Raw genomic sequence first — 16,752 nt, forward strand, 5'->3', positions numbered from 1 at the left:
CCTGCGGTGGTGTCACGTCCACGCGCCGCACGGCGAACAGGCCGGCTTCGACGCGGCCTGCCGGGCCGTGCGCCATCGTCACGAGCCACTGGCCTCGGGCAGAGGCAGCGGGAGCCGGGTGTGCACTTCGAAGACCCCCCACAGTCCCGTGGCCCGTAGCACCCGACGGAAGACCGCACTCTCCGTGACCAGGCGCAGCCGGCCCCGCCGGGCGAGCGTCCGGTTGCGCGCGCGGCACAGGACACCGATGCCGGTGCAGTCGATGAAGGTGACCAGCCGCAGGTCCAGCACCAGATCGGGGCGTGAGCCGGCCGTGAGCGCATCGAGTCGTTCGCCCAGCGCGGACGCGGTCAGCACGTCTATCTCGCCCTGCAGGGAGACGAACGTGGTCCCGTCTGCCACGCCATGGGCCACGACCACCTCCCGTGCGGGGTGGTCCGGCGGGCGAGCGGCGTCGTTCTCGGACATGGGAAAAGCGAACCCGCGCCGCAGGGAGCGGCGGAAGGGCCATCCGGCCCCGGCCAACGGTCCGTCCGGCCCGCCCGTGCCATCGGCGTGGACCGCGCGCATCGGGTTGCCGGTCCGCGTGTGACGGTGAACCCCGGCGGTACCGCCCGCTCGGCCGGGTCGTCTCGGCCGGACGGGCGCCCTTGCCGCCGGGCGGGGCGGCCGGGCGTCGGCCGCGGACCGGACGGCCCGGGAGGTGCACCCTGTCCTCCGGAGGGGGCGCGGCCGGGCCGCGGGCGGCGGGCGCACCCGGGGCGTCCCGGTGAGGTGGTCGGCTGACCGTGCCGATGGCAGAGGGATACAGTGGTGGCGTTCCGGCGGCGTCGGACGCGTGCGCCGAGGGACCGGGAGGAGCACGGTGGAAACCCCGGAGGAGCTCCGCGTACTGCTGCCGCAGCTGAAGCTCGATGAACTGCTGGAGGAACTGCAGGCCAGGATCGACGCCGCCCGCGGCACCCGGGACCGTGTGCACAGCCTGCTGGGAGCGGTCCTCGCCGTCGGCCGCGAACTGAACCTGGAACAGGCCCTGCACTCCATCGTGGAGGCGGCTGCGACGCTGGTGGACGCCGCATACGCGGCCCTCGGCGTCATCGGACCCGACGGAAAGACCCTGTCGGCGTTCCACACCGTCGGCGTGACCACCCAGCAGATCGCCGAAATCGGCTCCTTGCCGGAGGGGCACGGCATCCTCGGTGAGCTGATCCGCCATCCGGAACCCCTGCGCCTGGAGAAGATCTCCCAGCACCCCGCCTCGTACGGCTTCCCGGACCACCACCCGCCGATGAACAGCTTCCTGGGCGTGCCGATCCGGGTCCGCGACCAGGTCTTCGGCAACCTGTACCTGACCGAGAAGCGGGGCGGGGCGCAGTTCGACGAGGAGGACGAGTCGGTCCTGTCCACGTTGGCCGTGGCGGCGGGCGTCGCCATCGACAACGCGCGCCTGTACGAGGAGTCCCGGCTGCGTGAACGCTGGCTGCGGGCGAACGTGGAGATCACCCACCGCCTGATGTCCGGAGGCGACCCCGCCGAGGCGCTCGGCCTGATCGCCGAACGCGCCCGGGAGATCTCCGGCTCGGCCCTGGCCGCGGTCGCGATGCCCCTGGAGGGCAGTGGTTCGCTCAGCGTGGAGATCGCTGTCGGAGTGGACGCGGAGGCGCACCGAGGACTGGTGCTGCCCCTGCACGACACCCTGATGGGGCTGGCGTTCTCCGCCGCCGCCCCGGTCGGCAGCGACCACGTCGGCCACGACGAGCGGGTCTCTCCCGAGCCCCCGCGCTTCGAGGGGCTCGGCCCCGCCGTGGCCGTCCCCATCGGCACCGGCGAGGGCGGTGTGCGAGGTGTGGTGCTGCTGGCCCGCGAGGTCGGCCGGCCGGTGTACACCCCCAAGGAGACCGAAACACTGCTGGGGTTCGCCGCGCAGGCCGCGATCGCGATGGAACTGGCCGAGCGCCGCCAGGACGCCCAGCGGATCGCGGTGCTCCAGGACCGCGACCGGATCGCCCGGGACCTGCACGACCTCGCCATCCAGCGGCTCTTCGCCACCGGGATGACGCTGCAGAGCGCGGGCCGCTTCATCGAGCACCCGGTGGCGTCCGAGCGGGTGCTGCGGGCCGTGGACGACCTGGACGAGACCATAAAGATCATCAGGTCGGCGATCTTCGGCCTGCGCGCCCGCGAGGGCGGCGGTGGCACCGGGCTGAGGGTCAGGGTCGTCCACGTGGCCGGTCAGGGCGCGGCGGTCCTGGGCTTCGCGCCCAGCGTGCGCATGGAAGGGCTGCTCGACACCGATGTGCCGCCTGACATCGCCGACCATGTCGTGGCCGTGCTCTCCGAGGCCCTGACCAACATCGCCCGGCACGCGCACGCCGACCGAGCCGACGTGGCACTGACCACCGACGGCCGTGAGGTCCGCCTGAAGGTCTCGGACAACGGGGTCGGCATCCCGGCCGACGGCCGGCGCAGCGGGCTGCGGAACATGGCCGAGCGGGCGGAGCAACTCGGCGGGCGTCTGGAGCTGGCCACCCACGACAACGCCGGTACCACGCTGGAGTGGCACGCCCCGCTGCGCGTGGGGTAGGCGGTTGCAGCGCCCTGCGGCCCACCGCGACGACGGCACGCGTCACTGACCCGGTGCCGGCCCGCAGAGCCCCTCCTCGCACGGACGAGCGGTCACGTCAGGCCACCGCTGCCGTAGGGGGCGTACAGATCGAGCAAGCGGATCCGGGAGGCGTGCAGCCGCTGAGCGACCACCCGCCCCACCCAGACCGCCGTCGCCCGCCCGAACTCGGCGTCACCGGCGCACATGGCCCGGACCGCCTCGGCATCGAATTCCCAGGCCCGCACCGGACTCATCGCCTCGGCGCCGAGATGCCAGATGTACGGCGCGAAGTGCCAGGACCAGCCGATGAGTTCGCCCTGGCCCAGGGTCTCGATCACGGCGGGACGGCGGCCGGGCACGTGCAGGTCGAGGGCGACGGTTCCGGTGCGGACGATCCAGAACCGGTCGGCGCGCCGGCCCTCCTCGAACAGGCGGGTCCCGGCCTCGAAGGAGACCTCGCGGGCGAGGCGCATCAGCCGTTCGCGGTGCACGGGCGCAAGAGCCGTGGTCAAGGTGGTGGCGGAGGTCATCGCACCGGCTCCCTTCCATGGGCTTGTGCGTCCAGCCTGGGCCCGCCCGGCCCGCCACGCCACGGGCCGCTCGGGCCCGACCGGGGGGTCCTTCGACCCACGTCTGCGGCGCCGGAGACACCGGACGACCGCCGCGCGGAGCACGGCTGGTCCCGGTGGCGGTTCCGTGCCCGCTCGCGCCCGCATCATGGGCGAGGCCGATGGCGCGGGAGCCTCGCTCCGGAACGGCGCAGTGATGGGTCCGCGCGGCCGCCCGCGGATCAGGAGCCGCCCCGTGACCGCGTCGGCGTCTTGGAGTACGCGTCGTGCCAGGCGGCCTTCGCCCCCGAGTCGCCGATCCGGTAGACGTCCACGACCGCCCCCACAGCAACCGTCAGCGAGAGCACGCCCACGAGGATCCGCACCGGGAGGGCGGACCAGCGCGTGGCGCCGCCCTTTCCACGCTCGGCCCGAGCACTCCGACCGGCCCACCACACGAGCGCCGCCAGCACGAACAGCCCCAGGGCCCAGGGCAGCAGTCCGTCACCCAGCTCGGTGTGCCGGCGTACCAGGGCGTCGTCGTCCACATGCTGTTCGAGCCACTCACCTGCGTGCGTGGTCAGCGGAACGCTGACCAGGGCCACAAGAGCCAGCAGCGGCAGCAGGGGACCCAGCCGCCGGCCGGCGCGCGGCCACAGCGCGGCCGTCACCAGGGCCAACGCGGTGAGGGGTATCAGCACGACGACCACATGGACCAGCAGGACATGGGTGGGCAGACCGTTGACCAGATTCATCAGTGGACTCCAGAGAGGGCGAGAGCGCGTCAGCCTGGCACGGCAACCTCTCAGTTGCCTCTCAGCCCGTCGATGAAGGTCATGCCTCGTGCCTCGTGCATCGGATGCCGTCGGCTGAACTCTTCGGACAGCATCCCCATGACGACGAGATCGCGGTGCCTGCCGGAGAGGAACACGCGATCGCGCAGTCGGCCCTCCTCGACGAAACCCAACCGCTGGTGCAGCGCGAGCGACGCCTCGTTGTGCGCGAAGATCCGTGCTTCGCACCGGTGAAAACGCCGCTCGGCGAACATGAAGCGCAGCAGCAGCACCGCGGCCTGTGCCGCATGGCCCTTGCGCCGGTGTTCCGCGCCGATCGTGATGCCGTACTCGAACCAGCCCGCGCACGGGTCGGCGTGGTACGAGCCGACAGCACCGACCAGTTCCCCCGAGTCGACGGCCTCGATGGCGAGTTGGAAGCAGTCACCGTCGGGTGTGGCGACGGCCTGCTCCTTGGCCCAGGTGCGGAAGCCCTCGGCGGAGCGCGGCGGGTTCAGCAGGTCCCCCAGATGCTCCTCGTCCTCGGCGAAGCGCATGAACGCGGCCCAGTCGTCGGGTTCGATACCGCGCAGGCGTATCCGCTTGTCCCTCCAGAACGATGTCACCACGCCATCCGATCATGGTGAAAGACGCGAGGTCCAGTGCTTTCGCTACCCTCGGGTCGCCTCCGACGTGTTGGCCGTCACGGTGTGGATCGCGCACGGCACAACGTACGTCCGAAAGAACGAGCCTAGTGTGGGGTTGTGGGCGGCGGTGTGATGACGCTGTTCCTGTGCGGGGACGTGATGCTCGGGCGCGGCGTCGACCAGACCCTTCCGCACCCCGGAAGTCCGGTGCTGCGCGAGGGGTACATGACGGATGCCCGGTCGTACGTGGAGCTGGTCGAGGCCGTCAGCGGCCCGATTCCCGCGCCCGTCGACCCGGCCTGGCCGTGGGGTGAAGCGCTGCGGCTGCTCGACCGATCCGCCCCGGACGCCCGGATCGTCAATCTGGAGACGGCTGTCACGGTAAGTGACGACTTTGCGCAGGGCAAGGCGGTCCACTACCGGATGCACCCGGCCAACCTGCCCGCTCTGACGGTGGCCCGGCCCGACGTGTGCGTACTGGCCAACAACCATGTGCTGGACTTCGGCCGGCGGGGGCTGGAGGAAACACTGGACTCGCTCGCCGGGGCCGGCTTGCGGACGGCGGGCGCGGGACGCACCGCCGACGAGGCCTACGCACCTGTGGCGGTCCCCCTCGGTCCCGGCCGCCGCATCCTGGTCCTCGCCCTCGGCGCACTGTCCAGCGGCATCCCGTCCGGCTGGGCGGCGACGCCGGACCGGCTCGGCGTCGCCTACGTCCGTGAGCTGTCGCCGTCGGCCGCCGAGGAGGCCGTCCGGCGGGTGCGGCGGTCGAAGCGGCCGGGCGACATCGTGGTCGTGTCGGTGCACTGGGGGTCCAACTGGGGCTACCTCGTCCCGCGCGACCAGACGCGTTTCGCGCGCGCCCTGGTCGACGGCGGCGTCGACATCGTCCACGGACACTCCTCGCACCACCCCCGCCCCGTCGAGATGTACCGAGGCCGGCTGATCCTCTACGGCTGCGGTGACTTCATCGACGACTACGAGGGCATCTCGGGCTACGAGGAGTACCGCGACGACCTCCGGCTCGGCTACCTCGTCTCGGTGGACGCGGACACCGGGTGTACGACCGGCACCCGGATGTTTCCCCTGCAGGCGCGGCGGATGCGGCTGGAACCCGCAGCGGACCGGGACCGGGCATGGCTGCGCGCGACCCTCGACCGGATCAGTCGCGGCGTACGGATCGATGTGGACGCCGACGGCGTGCTCAGCCTCGCACCCGGCGCCGCCGCCTCCCGGCCGGAGCCCCGCCGCTGAGCCGACGACTGCGGCTGACGCTGCTCGGCGCGCGGAGCGGTGCCGGATGCACCCTTCGTGCCGGGCGGGGGAGCGTCACGCGCCGGGTGGCGGTATGGCCATAGAGCCGCGGGTACCCGTTCGGTCGCAGACGTTTGCTGAGGAGATGACTCGGATGCTGTTCCTTGGACTGCTCCTGCTCGCGGGCACGGGCGCCTTCACCGCCCTGGCGATCGTCGGCAACATGTCCGGCGGGCCCGAATACACCGTTTCCGTCCTCGACCACGACATCGCCACGATGAATGGCCTGGCCCTGTTCAGCTCCGGCCTCGCGCTGGCGCTCATCTTCTGCCTGGGCCTGGCGATGCTGGCCACGAGCGCCACCCACCGCAGCCGCCACCGCGGCCCTCGCGCGCCCTGGACCCGCAGGAGGCAGGACACGACCACGCTCGGCGGGACGACAGGGCCGGCAGGGCCGGGGGCGCGGGCCTGAACGCTGAAGACCGAAGCCGCAGCGGCTGTCCGGACTGACTGCCCGTCACGCGGGACTAAACGTTGCGTACGTACGCGCCCGCGCGTGCGGCGATCGCGGCGGCCTCGGCGGCCCGGTCGGCGGCGGCCTCGTCGAGCGGGCCGCCGCTGATGAGCAGGTGGTAGTAGAGCGGGGCGGAGACGGCGCGGACCACCTCCCGGTCATCGGTGCCTTCGGGCACCTCGCCCCGTTCGACGGCCTGCCGGACGCAGGGTGCCCATTCGCCGACGCGGATGTCGTAGAAGCGCTGCAGGGCCGCGGCCGTTCTCGCATCGCCGGTGGCCGCGGCGATCAGCGCCTTGAACAGCGGCCCCTGCCGGGGGTCCGTGAGGGTTCGCTGCACCAGTCGGGCGTTGGCCTTGAGGTCTCCGAGCAGTGAGCCGGTCTCGGTGCGCGGTGCGGACTGCTCGGCCATGTCCGCAAGAAGGTCGGCCACCAGCCCCGTCACCGTTCCCCAGCGGCGGTAGACGGTCGTCTTGCCCACGTCGGCGCGCCGGGCGATGTCGGCCAGGTCAAGCCCGGTGAAGCCCTGTTCGGTCAGCGCGTCTTCGGCTGCCCGCAACACCGCCTCCCGTACCCGGGCCGTGCGCCCTCCGGGTCGTACGGTTCCCGGCTCGGCCTCGCCAGTCATAACGGCACTCCAGTTCCATTAATCGCCACGGCCTGCTACCTTTGTGGCTGCTAACGGAACTATAGCTCCGTTAGTTGCCGTCCGTGGCCTTCGGAAAGGATCTGACATGGAATACAGGCGACTGGGTGCGTCCGGACTCATGGTTCCCGCGCTGAGCTTTGGGGCCGGCACCTTCGGCGGCCGGGGGCCGCTCTTCAGCGCCTGGGGCACGACGGATGCCCAGGAGGCCCGCCGCCTCGTGGACATCTGCCTGGACGCCGGCATCACGATGTTCGACACCGCTGACGTCTACTCCGCCGGCGCCTCCGAGGAGGTGCTGGGGGAGGCGATCAAAGGCCGCCGGGACCAGGTGATCGTCTCCACCAAGACCGGCCTGCCGATGGGGGACGGACCGGGCGACGCGGGCTCCTCGCGCTCCCGGCTGATCACCGCCTGCGAGGACGCCCTGCGCCGGCTGGGCACCGACTATCTCGACCTCTTCCAGCTCCACGCCTTCGACGCCGGAACACCGGTCGAAGAGGTGCTGGCCACTCTCGACACCCTCGTACAGGCGGGAAAGGTGCGCTACGTCGGCGTCTCCAACTTCTCCGGCTGGCAGGTGATGAAGTCCCTCGCGGCCGCGGAGAAGAACGGCCACCCGCGCTATGTGGCCCACCAGGTGTACTACTCCCTCATCGGCCGCGACTACGAGTGGGAGCTCATGCCGCTCGCCCAGGACCAGGGCCTCGGTGCGATCGTCTGGAGCCCGCTCGGCTGGGGCCGCCTCACCGGCAAGATCCGCCGCGGCGTACCGCTGCCCGCCGACAGCCGACTGCACCGCACCGCCGACTACGGCCCGCCGGTCGGCGACGAACACCTCTACGGCGTGGTGGACGTCCTGGAGGAGATCGCGGAGGAGACGGGCAAGGCCGTGCCGCAGATCGCCCTCAACTGGCTGCTCCAGCGGCCGACCGTGTCCTCGGTCATCATCGGCGCCCGCAATGAGCGGCAACTGCGCCAGAACCTCGGTGCCGTCGGCTGGAGCCTCACTGCCGAGCAGATGGCGAAACTCGACGCGGCGAGCCATCGGCCGGCGCCCTACCCCTACTTCCCCTACGAGCGTCAGGAAGGCTTCGCCCGTCTGAACCCTCCGCTCTTCGCCGCACCGCGCTGAGGAACCTGGGCCGGCTCGACGAGACGGCGGGCCGTGCCGGCAGGACGATCTGAGGGCCGACCAGCAGGTAGGCGTAGGGATGGTCGTCCCACCCCCCGGGAACGCGGCAGCCTGCCGCTCACGGCAGTGAGGCGACAGGAGTGGGTCCGGTCCGGGCCGGGAGCGCGGCGTAGACGAAGATCGAACTGCTCACCGGCTGGTCGAGACCCGACGGCGGAGCACCGTTGTGCGGGAGGCGGCAGGCGATCACGGGTTGTCCTGGTCCACGACGTCAGTCGGCAAAGAAGCTCACGCCCTGGGCCAGGGTGAGCTCGCTGGAGTAGTTGATGGTGTTGGTGGCCGCGCGCATATAGGACTTCCAGGCGTCGGAGCCGGACTCCCGGCCGCCTCCGGTGTCCTTCTCGCCGCCGAAGGCCCCGCCGATTTCCGCGCCGGAGGTACCGATGTTGACGTTGGCGATGCCGCAGTCGGAGCCGGCGGCGGACAGGAACATCTCGGCTTCCTGCTGGTCGCGGGTGAAGATGCTGGACGACAGCCCCTGGGGAACGTCGTTGTGCACGGCGATCGCCTCGTCGAGGGTGTCGTAGGTGAGGACGTAGAGGATCGGTGCGAAGGTCTCCTCCCGCACGACGTCGCTCTGTTCGCCGACGCGGACGAGGACCGGTTCGGCGTAGGCCGCCGCGGGCGCGGCCTCGGTCAGGCGCCGGTTTCCGCCGGCCAGGATCTTGCCACCCTGGGCCTGTACGCGGGACAGCGCGTCGCGCATGGCGTCCAGCGCCTCGGTGGAGATGAGCGGGCCGACCAGCGTGGTGTCGTCGAACGGGTTGCCGATGGGCAGCCTGGTGTAGGCGGCGGTCAGCCGCTCGACGACCGTGTCGGCGATGTCACGGTGGACGATGAGGCGCCGCAGTGTCGTACAGCGCTGGCCCGCGGTGCCGGCCGCGGCGAAGACGATGGCCGGGACGGCGAGGTCCAGGTCGGCGGAAGGAGCGACGATCGCGGCGTTGTTGCCGCCGAGTTCCAGCAGGCTGCGGCCGAAGCGGGCGGCCACGCGGGGGCCGACCTCGCGGCCCATGCGGGTGGAGCCGGTGGCGCTGACCAGGGCGACGCGGGGGTCGTCGACGAGCTTTCCGCCGACCGCGCGGTCACCGAGCAGCAGGCGGTGCACGTCCCGTGGTGCGCCGGCCTCGTCGGCGGCGCGGGCGAGCAGGTGGTCGCAGGCCAGGGAGACCAGCGGCGTGCGTTCCGAGGGCTTCCAGATCACGGTGTCGCCGCAGACGAGGGCGATGGCGGTGTTCCAGGACCACACGGCGGCGGGGAAGTTGAAGGCGGAGATGACGCCCACCACGCCGAGCGGATGCCAGGTCTCGGCCAGCCGGTGACCGGGACGTTCGGAGGCGATCGTGCGGCCGTACAGCTGTCGGGACAGGCCTACGGCGAAGTCGCAGATGTCGATCATCTCCTGGATCTCGCCGAGCGCTTCGGAGCGGATCTTGCCCGCCTCGATGGTGACGAGGTCGGCCAGGTCGCCCTTGTGGTCGCGCAGCAACTCGCCCAGCCGGCGGACCAGTTCACCGCGGCGTGGTGCGGGCGTGGTGCGCCAGGTGAGGAAGGCCGTACGGGCGGCGGCGACGGCCTCTTCGATGTCGGCGGCCGTGGCCGCCGCCAGCCCGAAGAGGTGCTCGCCGGTGAGGGGTGTACGGGCGTGCAGGTCGCTGCCCCGGGGCACGCCGGCGCCGACGTTCTCCAGGGCGGCACGGGCGCGGGCGCGCAGGTCGTCCGTGGTGGGCAGTGCGGTGCTGGTCATGGCGGTCCTTGGGGTGAGGGGTCGGTCAGCCGAGGACGTGCGGGAGGCCGAGCTCGCGGGCGACGCGGGCGAGGGAGCGGGTCTGCTGCTGCTCGTAGAGAGCGTAGGGGTCCAGGACGTCGCGGCCGAGGGCGCCGGACAGCCAGGCGGCGTCGTAGGCGGCGCCCTGCTGGTCGTCGTGGCGGGTGCCCTCGCTGCTGAGGTTGGACTGGAAGATGCCGGCGGCGGAGCGGGGCAGGAAGTCCTCGTAGACGATGGGTTCGGCGGTGACCCAGCCTTGCCGCAGCAGCGCGTCGAGGCAGGCGGGCGGCCCGCTGCCGTCGCCCGGCAGGCCGGGACCGCGCCGGTAGGTGAAGTACCCCAGTTTCCCGGCGGCGAGTTCCTGTTCGCTGCCGGGCATGTGCCGCTCCCACACGGCGCGTGCCAGGTCGCCGCGGGCTGCCGAGGGGTTACGGGCCGCCTGCTCGTCGACGCGGCCGAGGAGGTCGTCGTACAGGGCGCGTCCCTGGCGGGTCAGGGCGATGCCGCGGGCTTCGACCTCGCCGAAACGGACCCGCAGGGCACCGCTGACGACGTCGCCGTCCGGGGTGCGCATGGCGCGGGGTTCGGCCAGTGCCCGGAAGGAGGTCTGCCGCAACAGGACGTCGGGGCCCTTCCAGGCCGGCGGGCCCTGGATGGTGTCGATCATCTCGACGCCGCGCTCGGTCATGCGCCGGTACAGCTCGTCGATGTCCAGGACACGCGGGGTGAGGTGGTTGATGTGTGTGCTGCGGACGCCGCCGATGTCCGCGGCGACCGCGGAGATCCGCTCCAGGGTCTCGTACCAGGCCTTGTCGACGGGCTCGGGCGACAGCTCGAAGGCCTGCACGGCGAGCCGCAGGAACCGCTCGGCCTCGTGCTGGGGCAGTTCCCGCTCGACGGCCGCACGGTCGGCCAGCGCGAGCAGCTCCGGGGGGAACAGTTCGCGCGCCGCGAGGAAGGTTTCCAGGCGCTGGCGCAGATCGGTGTCGAAGAAACGGGGATCGGCCGCGGTGAGCATGGAGGTGAACACCCGGAAGGGGTTGCGTGCCAGCTCCTCGCCGTCGACCGGACGGAACGCGGTGGAGACTACGGGGACGGCGCCGGCCGCGGCCTCCCGCAGGTCGTAGAACCCGACCGGGTGCATGCCGAGGGCGGCGAAGACCCGGGCGGCCTGCTGCAGTTCCCGCGGTGTGCCGACGCGGATGGCTCCGTGCCGCTCGGCGGTCACCCGGCCGATGGACCCGAGGCGTTCCGCGTCGGCTCTCCGTGCGCGCAGGACGTCCTCGTTGACCTCGCGCGAGACGTCCACGAGCGTGGTGTAGGCGGGAACCTCCTGCCCGTACATCTGCGAGAGCCGCGCCGCGAAGGCGGCCCGCAGCTGCCACTGACTGATCGTCGACATGGTTCGCCTCTCGATCGGGGTTCACACCACGTGGGCTTCGGGGCGGGTCCCGGCGCGGTGCCGGAACCGGTCGGCGCTGAGCGGGGAGACGTCGGTGAACGGCTCGCGCTCCAGGTACAGGTCGCGTACCACCTCGCCCACCGCGGGCGCCTGGAGGAAGCCGTGGCCCGAGAATCCGGTGGCGTACAGGAAGCCGGGCAGCTCGGCGGAGCGGCCGATGAGCGCGTTGTGGTCCGGCGTGACCTCGTACAGTCCCGCCCATCCGCCTGCGGTCCGCAGGCCGGCCAGGGCCGGGGCACGGTGGCGGGCGACCGTGCGGAACAGCTCCAGCCAGTCCGGGGTCCATGTGGTGTCGAAGCCGTCCTCCTCGCCGGGGTCGGCCAGCCCGAACAGCAGACCGTCGTCGCTGTTGTGGAAGTACGCGGTCGAGGAGAAGTCGATGGTGAACGGGATGCGCGGGACGGGCGGCGCGAGCGGCTCGGTGAACGCCAGCTGCCGTCGCACGGGCCGGACCGGGAGGTCCACGCCGGCCATGGCACCGATCCGCGCCGACCAGGCCCCCGCCGTACAGATCACGGTGGAGCATGCGATACGGCCGTGACCGGTGCGCACCGCGACGACGCGGCTCCCGGCCGTGTCGATGCCCACGACCGCGGTGTGGGTGACGAGGGTGACACCGGCCCGGGCCGCGGCCCGCGCATACCCCTGGACGACCAGTCCGGGGCGGGCGTGCCCGTCGGCGGGGGAGTACGCGGCGGCCACGAGGCCGTCGGTGCTGAGGTAGGGACACAGGCGCCGGGCGTCGTCGGGGCTGATCATGCGGCTCGGCACGGCGAGGCTGTTCTGCAGCTCGACGCCGGCCTCGAAGTCGGTCGCCTGCTCTTCGCTGTCGAGCAGGAAGAGATAGCCGACGGTGTCGAGCCTGATCTCGGCGCCGGGCCGCCGGGGGAACTCCCGGTAGGCGCGCAGGCTGCGGTTGCCCAGCTCGATATTGAGCGGATCGGAGAACTGGGCGCGCACGCCGCCGATCGGCTTGCCCGAACTGCCGCAGCCGAGGTTGCCGCGCTCGACGACGACGATGTTCCGCACACCGGCCTCGGCGAGGTGGAACGCGGTGCTCACCCCCATGACACCGCCCCCGACGATCACCACATCGGCGGAGTCCGGAACCGTACGGAAGCCGGAGGAGGACAACGGGCCACTCCCTTCCAGAGGCCACCCGGTTTCCTTTCCAAGGACGGGCTGTCAGTAACAGAGTGATACCGGTCGGCTGCCGAAGCCATTGACTCCATGGACCGTCATTGGTTGAGTGGCTCAGCCACTGAACCACTGCGTCGTTGGAGGCCCGGGTTGGAAGCACTGCCACGCGAGACGATCGTCGACGTACTGGAAAGGAAGCTGCGCGAGGACATCCTCGCCGGGCGCCATCCGGCCGGGAGCTATCTGCCGCCCGAACGCGAACTCGCCGACGGATTCGGGGTCACCCGCACCACTCTCAAGCACGCCTTCGGCCGGCTGGCGCACGCCGGCCTGCTGGAGACACGTCATGGTGTGGGCACGCGCGTACGGGACTTCCTGCGCCTGGGCGGTGCGGACCTGCTGCCGATGCTCGTGCGCCACAGCCCCGACTGGATCGGCGAGATCTTCGAAGTGCGCCGCAGCATAGGCGCGTTGATCGCGGAACGAGCCGCGGCCCGCGCCACGGCGGACCAGGTCGTCGAACTGCGCGGGCTGCTGGCGGCCGTCGGGGCGGCGGACGGCGGCGACCCGGCACAGCTGGCGGACGCAGAGGTGCACCGGGCACTGGCCCGTGCCACGGGCAATCGCGTGTACGTCCTGCTGACCAACACGTTGTTCAACGCGTACATGCCGGTGCGCGCCGCCCTGGTCGGGCCCTTCGAGGACGCTCGCACCGCTCGCGACCGCCTGGCGCCCGTGGTCGAAGCCGTGGCGGCCGGCGACCCGGACGCGGCCCGCGCCGCCGCCGGCGACTACCTGTCGGCGACGGAACGCATCATGCTCGACGGCCTGGCACGGTCCGCGGGACGCGGGGAGGCCGCCCGGTGAGCTCCCGCGGAACAGTGTTCCGGGAAACCATGCTGGGCCGGGTACACCTCGTCGGCGAGAAGACCGACCGCCCCGTGCGGCTCGACCTCGTGGCCCGCGCCGACCGGGTGCTGCTGCCCCACCGGACGACGCAGGCACGGCTGACGGGACGGATCCGGATAGCCGGACGCGCCGACGACCCCGGCATCACGGGCGAGTTGGAGATCTCACCGCTGGCGCGCCGCAGGGTCCGCTACCGGATCGGCTTCGACCTGGAGGGCCGTCGCCTGCTGCTGGACGGCTGGAAGTCGGTGTCGTGGAAGCGTCCCCTGACCTCCATGACCGTACTGCCGTACACGCTGTACGAGGACGGTGCCCGAGCCGGCGCGGGCACCCTGCGCTTCCCCCTTGCCACAGGCCTGCTGCCCTTCCTCGCCGGCTTCCGGTTCCCCCGGGCGGCCGAGCCCGCCGACGGCCCCGAGCCGGCGCCGCGCTGGGACGGCACGCCGGGGCGGACGGAGGTCTGGTACACCACCCTGACCGACCCGGCCACGGGCACCGGCGTCTGGCTGCACCACGAGCTCGTCGCGCCCAGCGACGGCTCACCCGCCCACGCGCACGGCTGGGCCGCCGTCTTCCCCAAGGACGGACCGGTGGAGCACGCCCGCTTCGGCCCCACCCCCTGGGAGCGGCGACCCGACGGATTCGGCACCGACGACATCCGCGCCGTCCCCGGCCGTCTCACCGGCCGGGCCGGCCCGTTCAGCTGGGCGCTCTCGGAGGAGCCGCAGGGGCCGCCGCTGTACACCCTTCCGCGCTGGTCCTGGAGACATCCGTGGCTGCCCGCATCGCACATGCTGCCCGCAGCGCGCGCCCGCTACAGCGGAACCGTCCGGCACCGCACCGGCGAGCTACGGCTCGCGGACGCGCCCGGAGCGAGCGCCCGTATCTACGGCCACGGCAGCGCCCGCCGCTGGGCCTGGCTCCACGCCGACCTGGGCGGCGGTGACGTCCTGGAGATCGTCGCCGCGGTGTCGATGCGGCGAGGACTGGACAGGCTGCCCCCGCTGGTGTTCCTGCGCCTGTACCGAAACGGGCGCACGTGGCCGCGGCGGGCGGAGCGGTCCGCCGTGGGCTGGGCGGGCCTGGGCCGGTTCCGCGCGGACATCGGCCTGCCGCAGTGGCGGATCGAGGGCCGCGCCGGGCTGCGGCGGATCCGGGTGACGGTGACCCAGCCGCCGGAGCGGACACTCGCACTCGGCTACACGGATCCGGACGGTTCCCCCGCGGTGTGCCGCAACAGCGAGAGGGCGGACGCGGAGGTGCACCTGGAACGCTGGCGGGGCGGGTGGCGGCCGGAAGCCGTCTGGCGGCTGTCGGGTACCGCCCATGCTGAGGTGGGTGAGCGATGAGGTCGCCGATGTCCCCCGACCCGGACTCACCGACGTCCCCCGCCCCGGGCTCCCCAGCCCTGGACGGACTTGTGGCCGCCCTCCTCGCCGACGACGGCACCACCGCGTGGACCCGGGCCGTACCCGGGCGCGTCGCGGCACTGCTCGACGCCATGCCCGCCCCGGCACGGCTCGCGGTACGCGGGGTGGCCGCGGCCATCGACGCCTACGCCGTTGCCCGTACCGGCAGGCGACTGTCCGGGCTCGATGCGGCAGGGCGGCAGCACGTCATGGCGTCGCTCGCCTCCCGCCGGGCGCTGCTGCCGCTGCTGGACGCGGTCAAGGTGCCGGTGCTGCTGGCCGCCGGCACCGAGCGGACCCTGCACCACGACTTCACGCCCCCGGTGTCCGCCCCCGGTGATCCGCCGCTCCACTGCACACCCTCCGGCCACTGGCCCGCGCGGTCCACCGCCGACGCGGTCGTCGTCGGCTCGGGCGCCGGCGGGGCGATGGCCGCGCGGACGCTCGCAGCGGCCGGCATGAGCGTCATCGTGATCGAGGAGGGGGAGCACCACACCACCGCGTCGTTCGCCCGACGGGCTCCGCTGGACCGCTTCGTCGACCTGTACCGGGACGGGGGCGCGACGATCGCCGTGGGCAGCCCCCGGCTGGTCCTGCCGGTGGGCCGCGCGGTCGGCGGTACGACCGTCGTCAACTCCGGCACCTGCTACCGCACACCCGACCACGTCGTCGCCCGCTGGCTGAGCCGGCACGGATTCACTGCCGCCGAGGGCTTCGATTCCCACCTCGACGAGGTCGAACACGCCCTGCGGGTGGCACGCCAACCGCTGGACGTCCTGGGTGACAACGGGCTGCTCGCACTCGCCGGCGCCGAGCGGCTCGGCTGGACCGCCGCACCCCTGCGGCGCAACGCCCCTGGCTGCCGGGGCTCGTGCCAGTGCGTCGTGGGCTGCCCCACCGGCGCCAAACAGAGCGTCCAGCTGTCCGTGCTTCCCGAGGCCTGCGCGGCGGGCACCCGCATCCTGACCGGCGCCCGCGTACGCCGTGTCCTCACCGACCGCGACGGGCCGCGCGGCCCACGGGCCGCCGGGGTGCTGGCCCGCCGCCCGGACGGCAGTGAACTGGAGATCCTCAGCCCGCTGGTCGTGGTCGCCGCGGGGGCCCTGCACACACCGCCGCTGCTGCGTCGCTCCGGCCTGGGCGGACACCCGCGGCTCGGTCACAACCTCAGCGTCCACCCCGCCATCAGCGTCGCGGGACGCTTCGGCCGCCCCGTCGCCGGTGGAAAGGGCGTTCTGCAGAGTGTGGGAGTGGAGCACCTGCATGCCGAGGGCATCCTCATCGAGGCCACCGCGGCGCCACCCGGCATGAGTTCCTTCGTCCTGCCGGGCGTCGGCCGCGAACTCCGACGCGAACTCGAGCAGACCGAGCGGCTGGCCACCCTCGGTGCCATGATCGCCGACCGGCCCTCGGGCCGCGTCCTCGGCAGCGACCGTACGCTGCTGCGCTACGACCTGGCGAAGCGCGACGCGGGACGGCTGCTGCGGGCCCAACGGGCCATGGGACACCTGCTGTTCGCCGCGGGCGCGGAGGAGGTGCTCACGGGCGTCCCCCACGCCCCGCGCGCCCGGACCCCTGCCCAACTGGACGCCCTGCTCGACAGGGTGAACGCGCGCCACCTCCACCTGTCCGCGTTCCACCCCACGGGCACGGCGGCGGCCGGCGCCGACCCCGAGCGGTCACCGGCCGACCCGGAAGGACGCCTGCGGGGCGTACACGGCGTACTGATCGCCGACGGCTCCGTACTGCCGAGCTGCCCGGAGGTGAACCCGCAACTGAGCATCATGGCCGCAGCCCTGGCCATCACGCGGCGATGCGCCACGCGGTCCTGAGCCGGGGCACGGAACGGTCTCGACCGGATGGCCGCGCCGGCGGTTGACCT

Annotated in this window: 15 protein-coding genes; 7 read left to right on the plus strand and 8 right to left on the minus strand. The window is 72.6% G+C overall.

Annotation, left to right across the window (positions count from 1 at the left end):
- Positions 1–78: 78 nt before the first annotated feature.
- Positions 79–468 carry an STAS domain-containing protein gene (locus ACZ41I_RS14435; protein WP_468514203.1) on the minus strand — a complete coding sequence of 130 codons (390 nt, stop codon included), beginning with the start codon at positions 466–468 and terminating at the stop codon, positions 79–81.
- 397 nt (positions 469–865) lie between these two features.
- On the opposite strand from ACZ41I_RS14435, the gene ACZ41I_RS14440 reads away from it, so the two are divergent.
- On the plus strand, positions 866–2,584 hold the full coding sequence (locus ACZ41I_RS14440; protein WP_468514204.1) for a sensor histidine kinase: 1,719 nt from the start codon (positions 866–868) through the stop codon (positions 2,582–2,584).
- Positions 2,585–2,676: 92 nt separating this feature from the next.
- Here ACZ41I_RS14440 and ACZ41I_RS14445 read toward each other — a convergent pair whose 3' ends face one another.
- The 3 genes from ACZ41I_RS14445 to ACZ41I_RS14455 form a co-directional block, all read right to left on the minus strand.
- Positions 2,677–3,135, minus strand: coding sequence for a Crp/Fnr family transcriptional regulator (locus ACZ41I_RS14445; protein ID WP_363220550.1), 459 nt, complete (start codon positions 3,133–3,135; stop codon positions 2,677–2,679).
- A 260-nt stretch (positions 3,136–3,395) separates the two neighbouring features.
- Complete coding sequence (locus tag ACZ41I_RS14450; RefSeq protein WP_468514205.1) at positions 3,396–3,908, minus strand: DUF2231 domain-containing protein; 513 nt, start codon at positions 3,906–3,908, stop codon at positions 3,396–3,398.
- Between the two features lie 50 nt (positions 3,909–3,958).
- Positions 3,959–4,555, minus strand: a complete 597-nt coding sequence (locus ACZ41I_RS14455; protein ID WP_468514206.1) for a GNAT family N-acetyltransferase — start codon at positions 4,553–4,555, stop codon at positions 3,959–3,961.
- Between the two features lie 135 nt (positions 4,556–4,690).
- Between ACZ41I_RS14455 and ACZ41I_RS14460 the strand changes: the two genes are divergently transcribed.
- A complete protein-coding gene (locus ACZ41I_RS14460) occupies positions 4,691–5,827 on the plus strand; it encodes a CapA family protein (RefSeq protein WP_468514207.1) in 1,137 nt (378 codons plus the stop codon).
- 154 nt (positions 5,828–5,981) lie between these two features.
- Positions 5,982–6,299, plus strand: a complete 318-nt coding sequence (locus tag ACZ41I_RS14465) for a hypothetical protein (RefSeq protein ID WP_468514208.1) — start codon at positions 5,982–5,984, stop codon at positions 6,297–6,299.
- Between the two features lie 55 nt (positions 6,300–6,354).
- Here the strand turns inward: ACZ41I_RS14465 and ACZ41I_RS14470 are convergent, their stop codons facing one another.
- Positions 6,355–6,969, minus strand: a complete 615-nt coding sequence (locus ACZ41I_RS14470) for a TetR/AcrR family transcriptional regulator (RefSeq protein WP_399767723.1) — start codon at positions 6,967–6,969, stop codon at positions 6,355–6,357.
- A gap of 106 nt (positions 6,970–7,075) precedes the next feature.
- On the opposite strand from ACZ41I_RS14470, the gene ACZ41I_RS14475 reads away from it, so the two are divergent.
- Positions 7,076–8,122 (plus strand): aldo/keto reductase, encoded by a 1,047-nt coding sequence (locus ACZ41I_RS14475; RefSeq protein ID WP_468514209.1) that lies wholly within the window; start codon positions 7,076–7,078, stop codon positions 8,120–8,122.
- 271 nt (positions 8,123–8,393) lie between these two features.
- Here ACZ41I_RS14475 and amaB read toward each other — a convergent pair whose 3' ends face one another.
- Genes amaB through ACZ41I_RS14490 form a run of 3 tightly spaced genes read right to left on the minus strand, consistent with a single transcriptional unit; the run spans position 8,394 to position 12,546 of the window.
- Complete coding sequence (amaB, locus tag ACZ41I_RS14480; protein WP_468514210.1) at positions 8,394–9,929, minus strand: L-piperidine-6-carboxylate dehydrogenase; 1,536 nt, start codon at positions 9,927–9,929, stop codon at positions 8,394–8,396.
- 25 nt (positions 9,930–9,954) lie between these two features.
- Positions 9,955–11,352 (minus strand): 2-oxoadipate dioxygenase/decarboxylase, encoded by a 1,398-nt coding sequence (gene hglS / locus ACZ41I_RS14485; protein WP_468514211.1) that lies wholly within the window; start codon positions 11,350–11,352, stop codon positions 9,955–9,957.
- Positions 11,353–11,373: 21 nt separating this feature from the next.
- Complete coding sequence (locus tag ACZ41I_RS14490) at positions 11,374–12,546, minus strand: NAD(P)/FAD-dependent oxidoreductase (RefSeq protein WP_468514212.1); 1,173 nt, start codon at positions 12,544–12,546, stop codon at positions 11,374–11,376.
- A gap of 156 nt (positions 12,547–12,702) precedes the next feature.
- On the opposite strand from ACZ41I_RS14490, the gene ACZ41I_RS14495 reads away from it, so the two are divergent.
- Genes ACZ41I_RS14495 through ACZ41I_RS14505 form a run of 3 tightly spaced genes read left to right on the plus strand, consistent with a single transcriptional unit; the run spans position 12,703 to position 16,702 of the window.
- A complete protein-coding gene (locus ACZ41I_RS14495) occupies positions 12,703–13,419 on the plus strand; it encodes a FadR/GntR family transcriptional regulator (RefSeq protein ID WP_468514213.1) in 717 nt (238 codons plus the stop codon).
- A complete protein-coding gene (locus tag ACZ41I_RS14500) occupies positions 13,416–14,810 on the plus strand; it encodes a hypothetical protein (RefSeq protein WP_468514214.1) in 1,395 nt (464 codons plus the stop codon). Before ACZ41I_RS14495 ends, ACZ41I_RS14500 begins: the two co-directional genes overlap by 4 nt.
- Positions 14,807–16,702, plus strand: a complete 1,896-nt coding sequence (locus ACZ41I_RS14505; RefSeq protein ID WP_468514215.1) for a GMC family oxidoreductase — start codon at positions 14,807–14,809, stop codon at positions 16,700–16,702. Before ACZ41I_RS14500 ends, ACZ41I_RS14505 begins: the two co-directional genes overlap by 4 nt.
- Positions 16,703–16,752: the final 50 nt, after the last annotated feature.

Source organism: Streptomyces sp. NPDC030799 (assembly GCF_055572255.1).

Bases quoted from the DNA above. Each gene is read 5' to 3' on its own strand.
- ACZ41I_RS14435 (WP_468514203.1), bottom strand. From the start codon at position 468: ATGTCCGAGAACGACGCCGCTCGCCCGCCGGACCACCCCGCACGGGAG.
- ACZ41I_RS14445 (WP_363220550.1), bottom strand. From the start codon at position 3,135: ATGACCTCCGCCACCACCTTGACCACGGCTCTTGCGCCCGTGCACCGC.
- ACZ41I_RS14450 (WP_468514205.1), bottom strand. From the start codon at position 3,908: ATGAATCTGGTCAACGGTCTGCCCACCCATGTCCTGCTGGTCCATGTG.
- ACZ41I_RS14465 (WP_468514208.1), top strand. From the start codon at position 5,982: ATGCTGTTCCTTGGACTGCTCCTGCTCGCGGGCACGGGCGCCTTCACC.
- ACZ41I_RS14470 (WP_399767723.1), bottom strand. From the start codon at position 6,969: ATGACTGGCGAGGCCGAGCCGGGAACCGTACGACCCGGAGGGCGCACG.
- ACZ41I_RS14475 (WP_468514209.1), top strand. From the start codon at position 7,076: ATGGAATACAGGCGACTGGGTGCGTCCGGACTCATGGTTCCCGCGCTG.
- amaB (WP_468514210.1), bottom strand. From the start codon at position 9,929: ATGACCAGCACCGCACTGCCCACCACGGACGACCTGCGCGCCCGCGCC.
- hglS (WP_468514211.1), bottom strand. From the start codon at position 11,352: ATGTCGACGATCAGTCAGTGGCAGCTGCGGGCCGCCTTCGCGGCGCGG.
- ACZ41I_RS14505 (WP_468514215.1), top strand. From the start codon at position 14,807: ATGAGGTCGCCGATGTCCCCCGACCCGGACTCACCGACGTCCCCCGCC.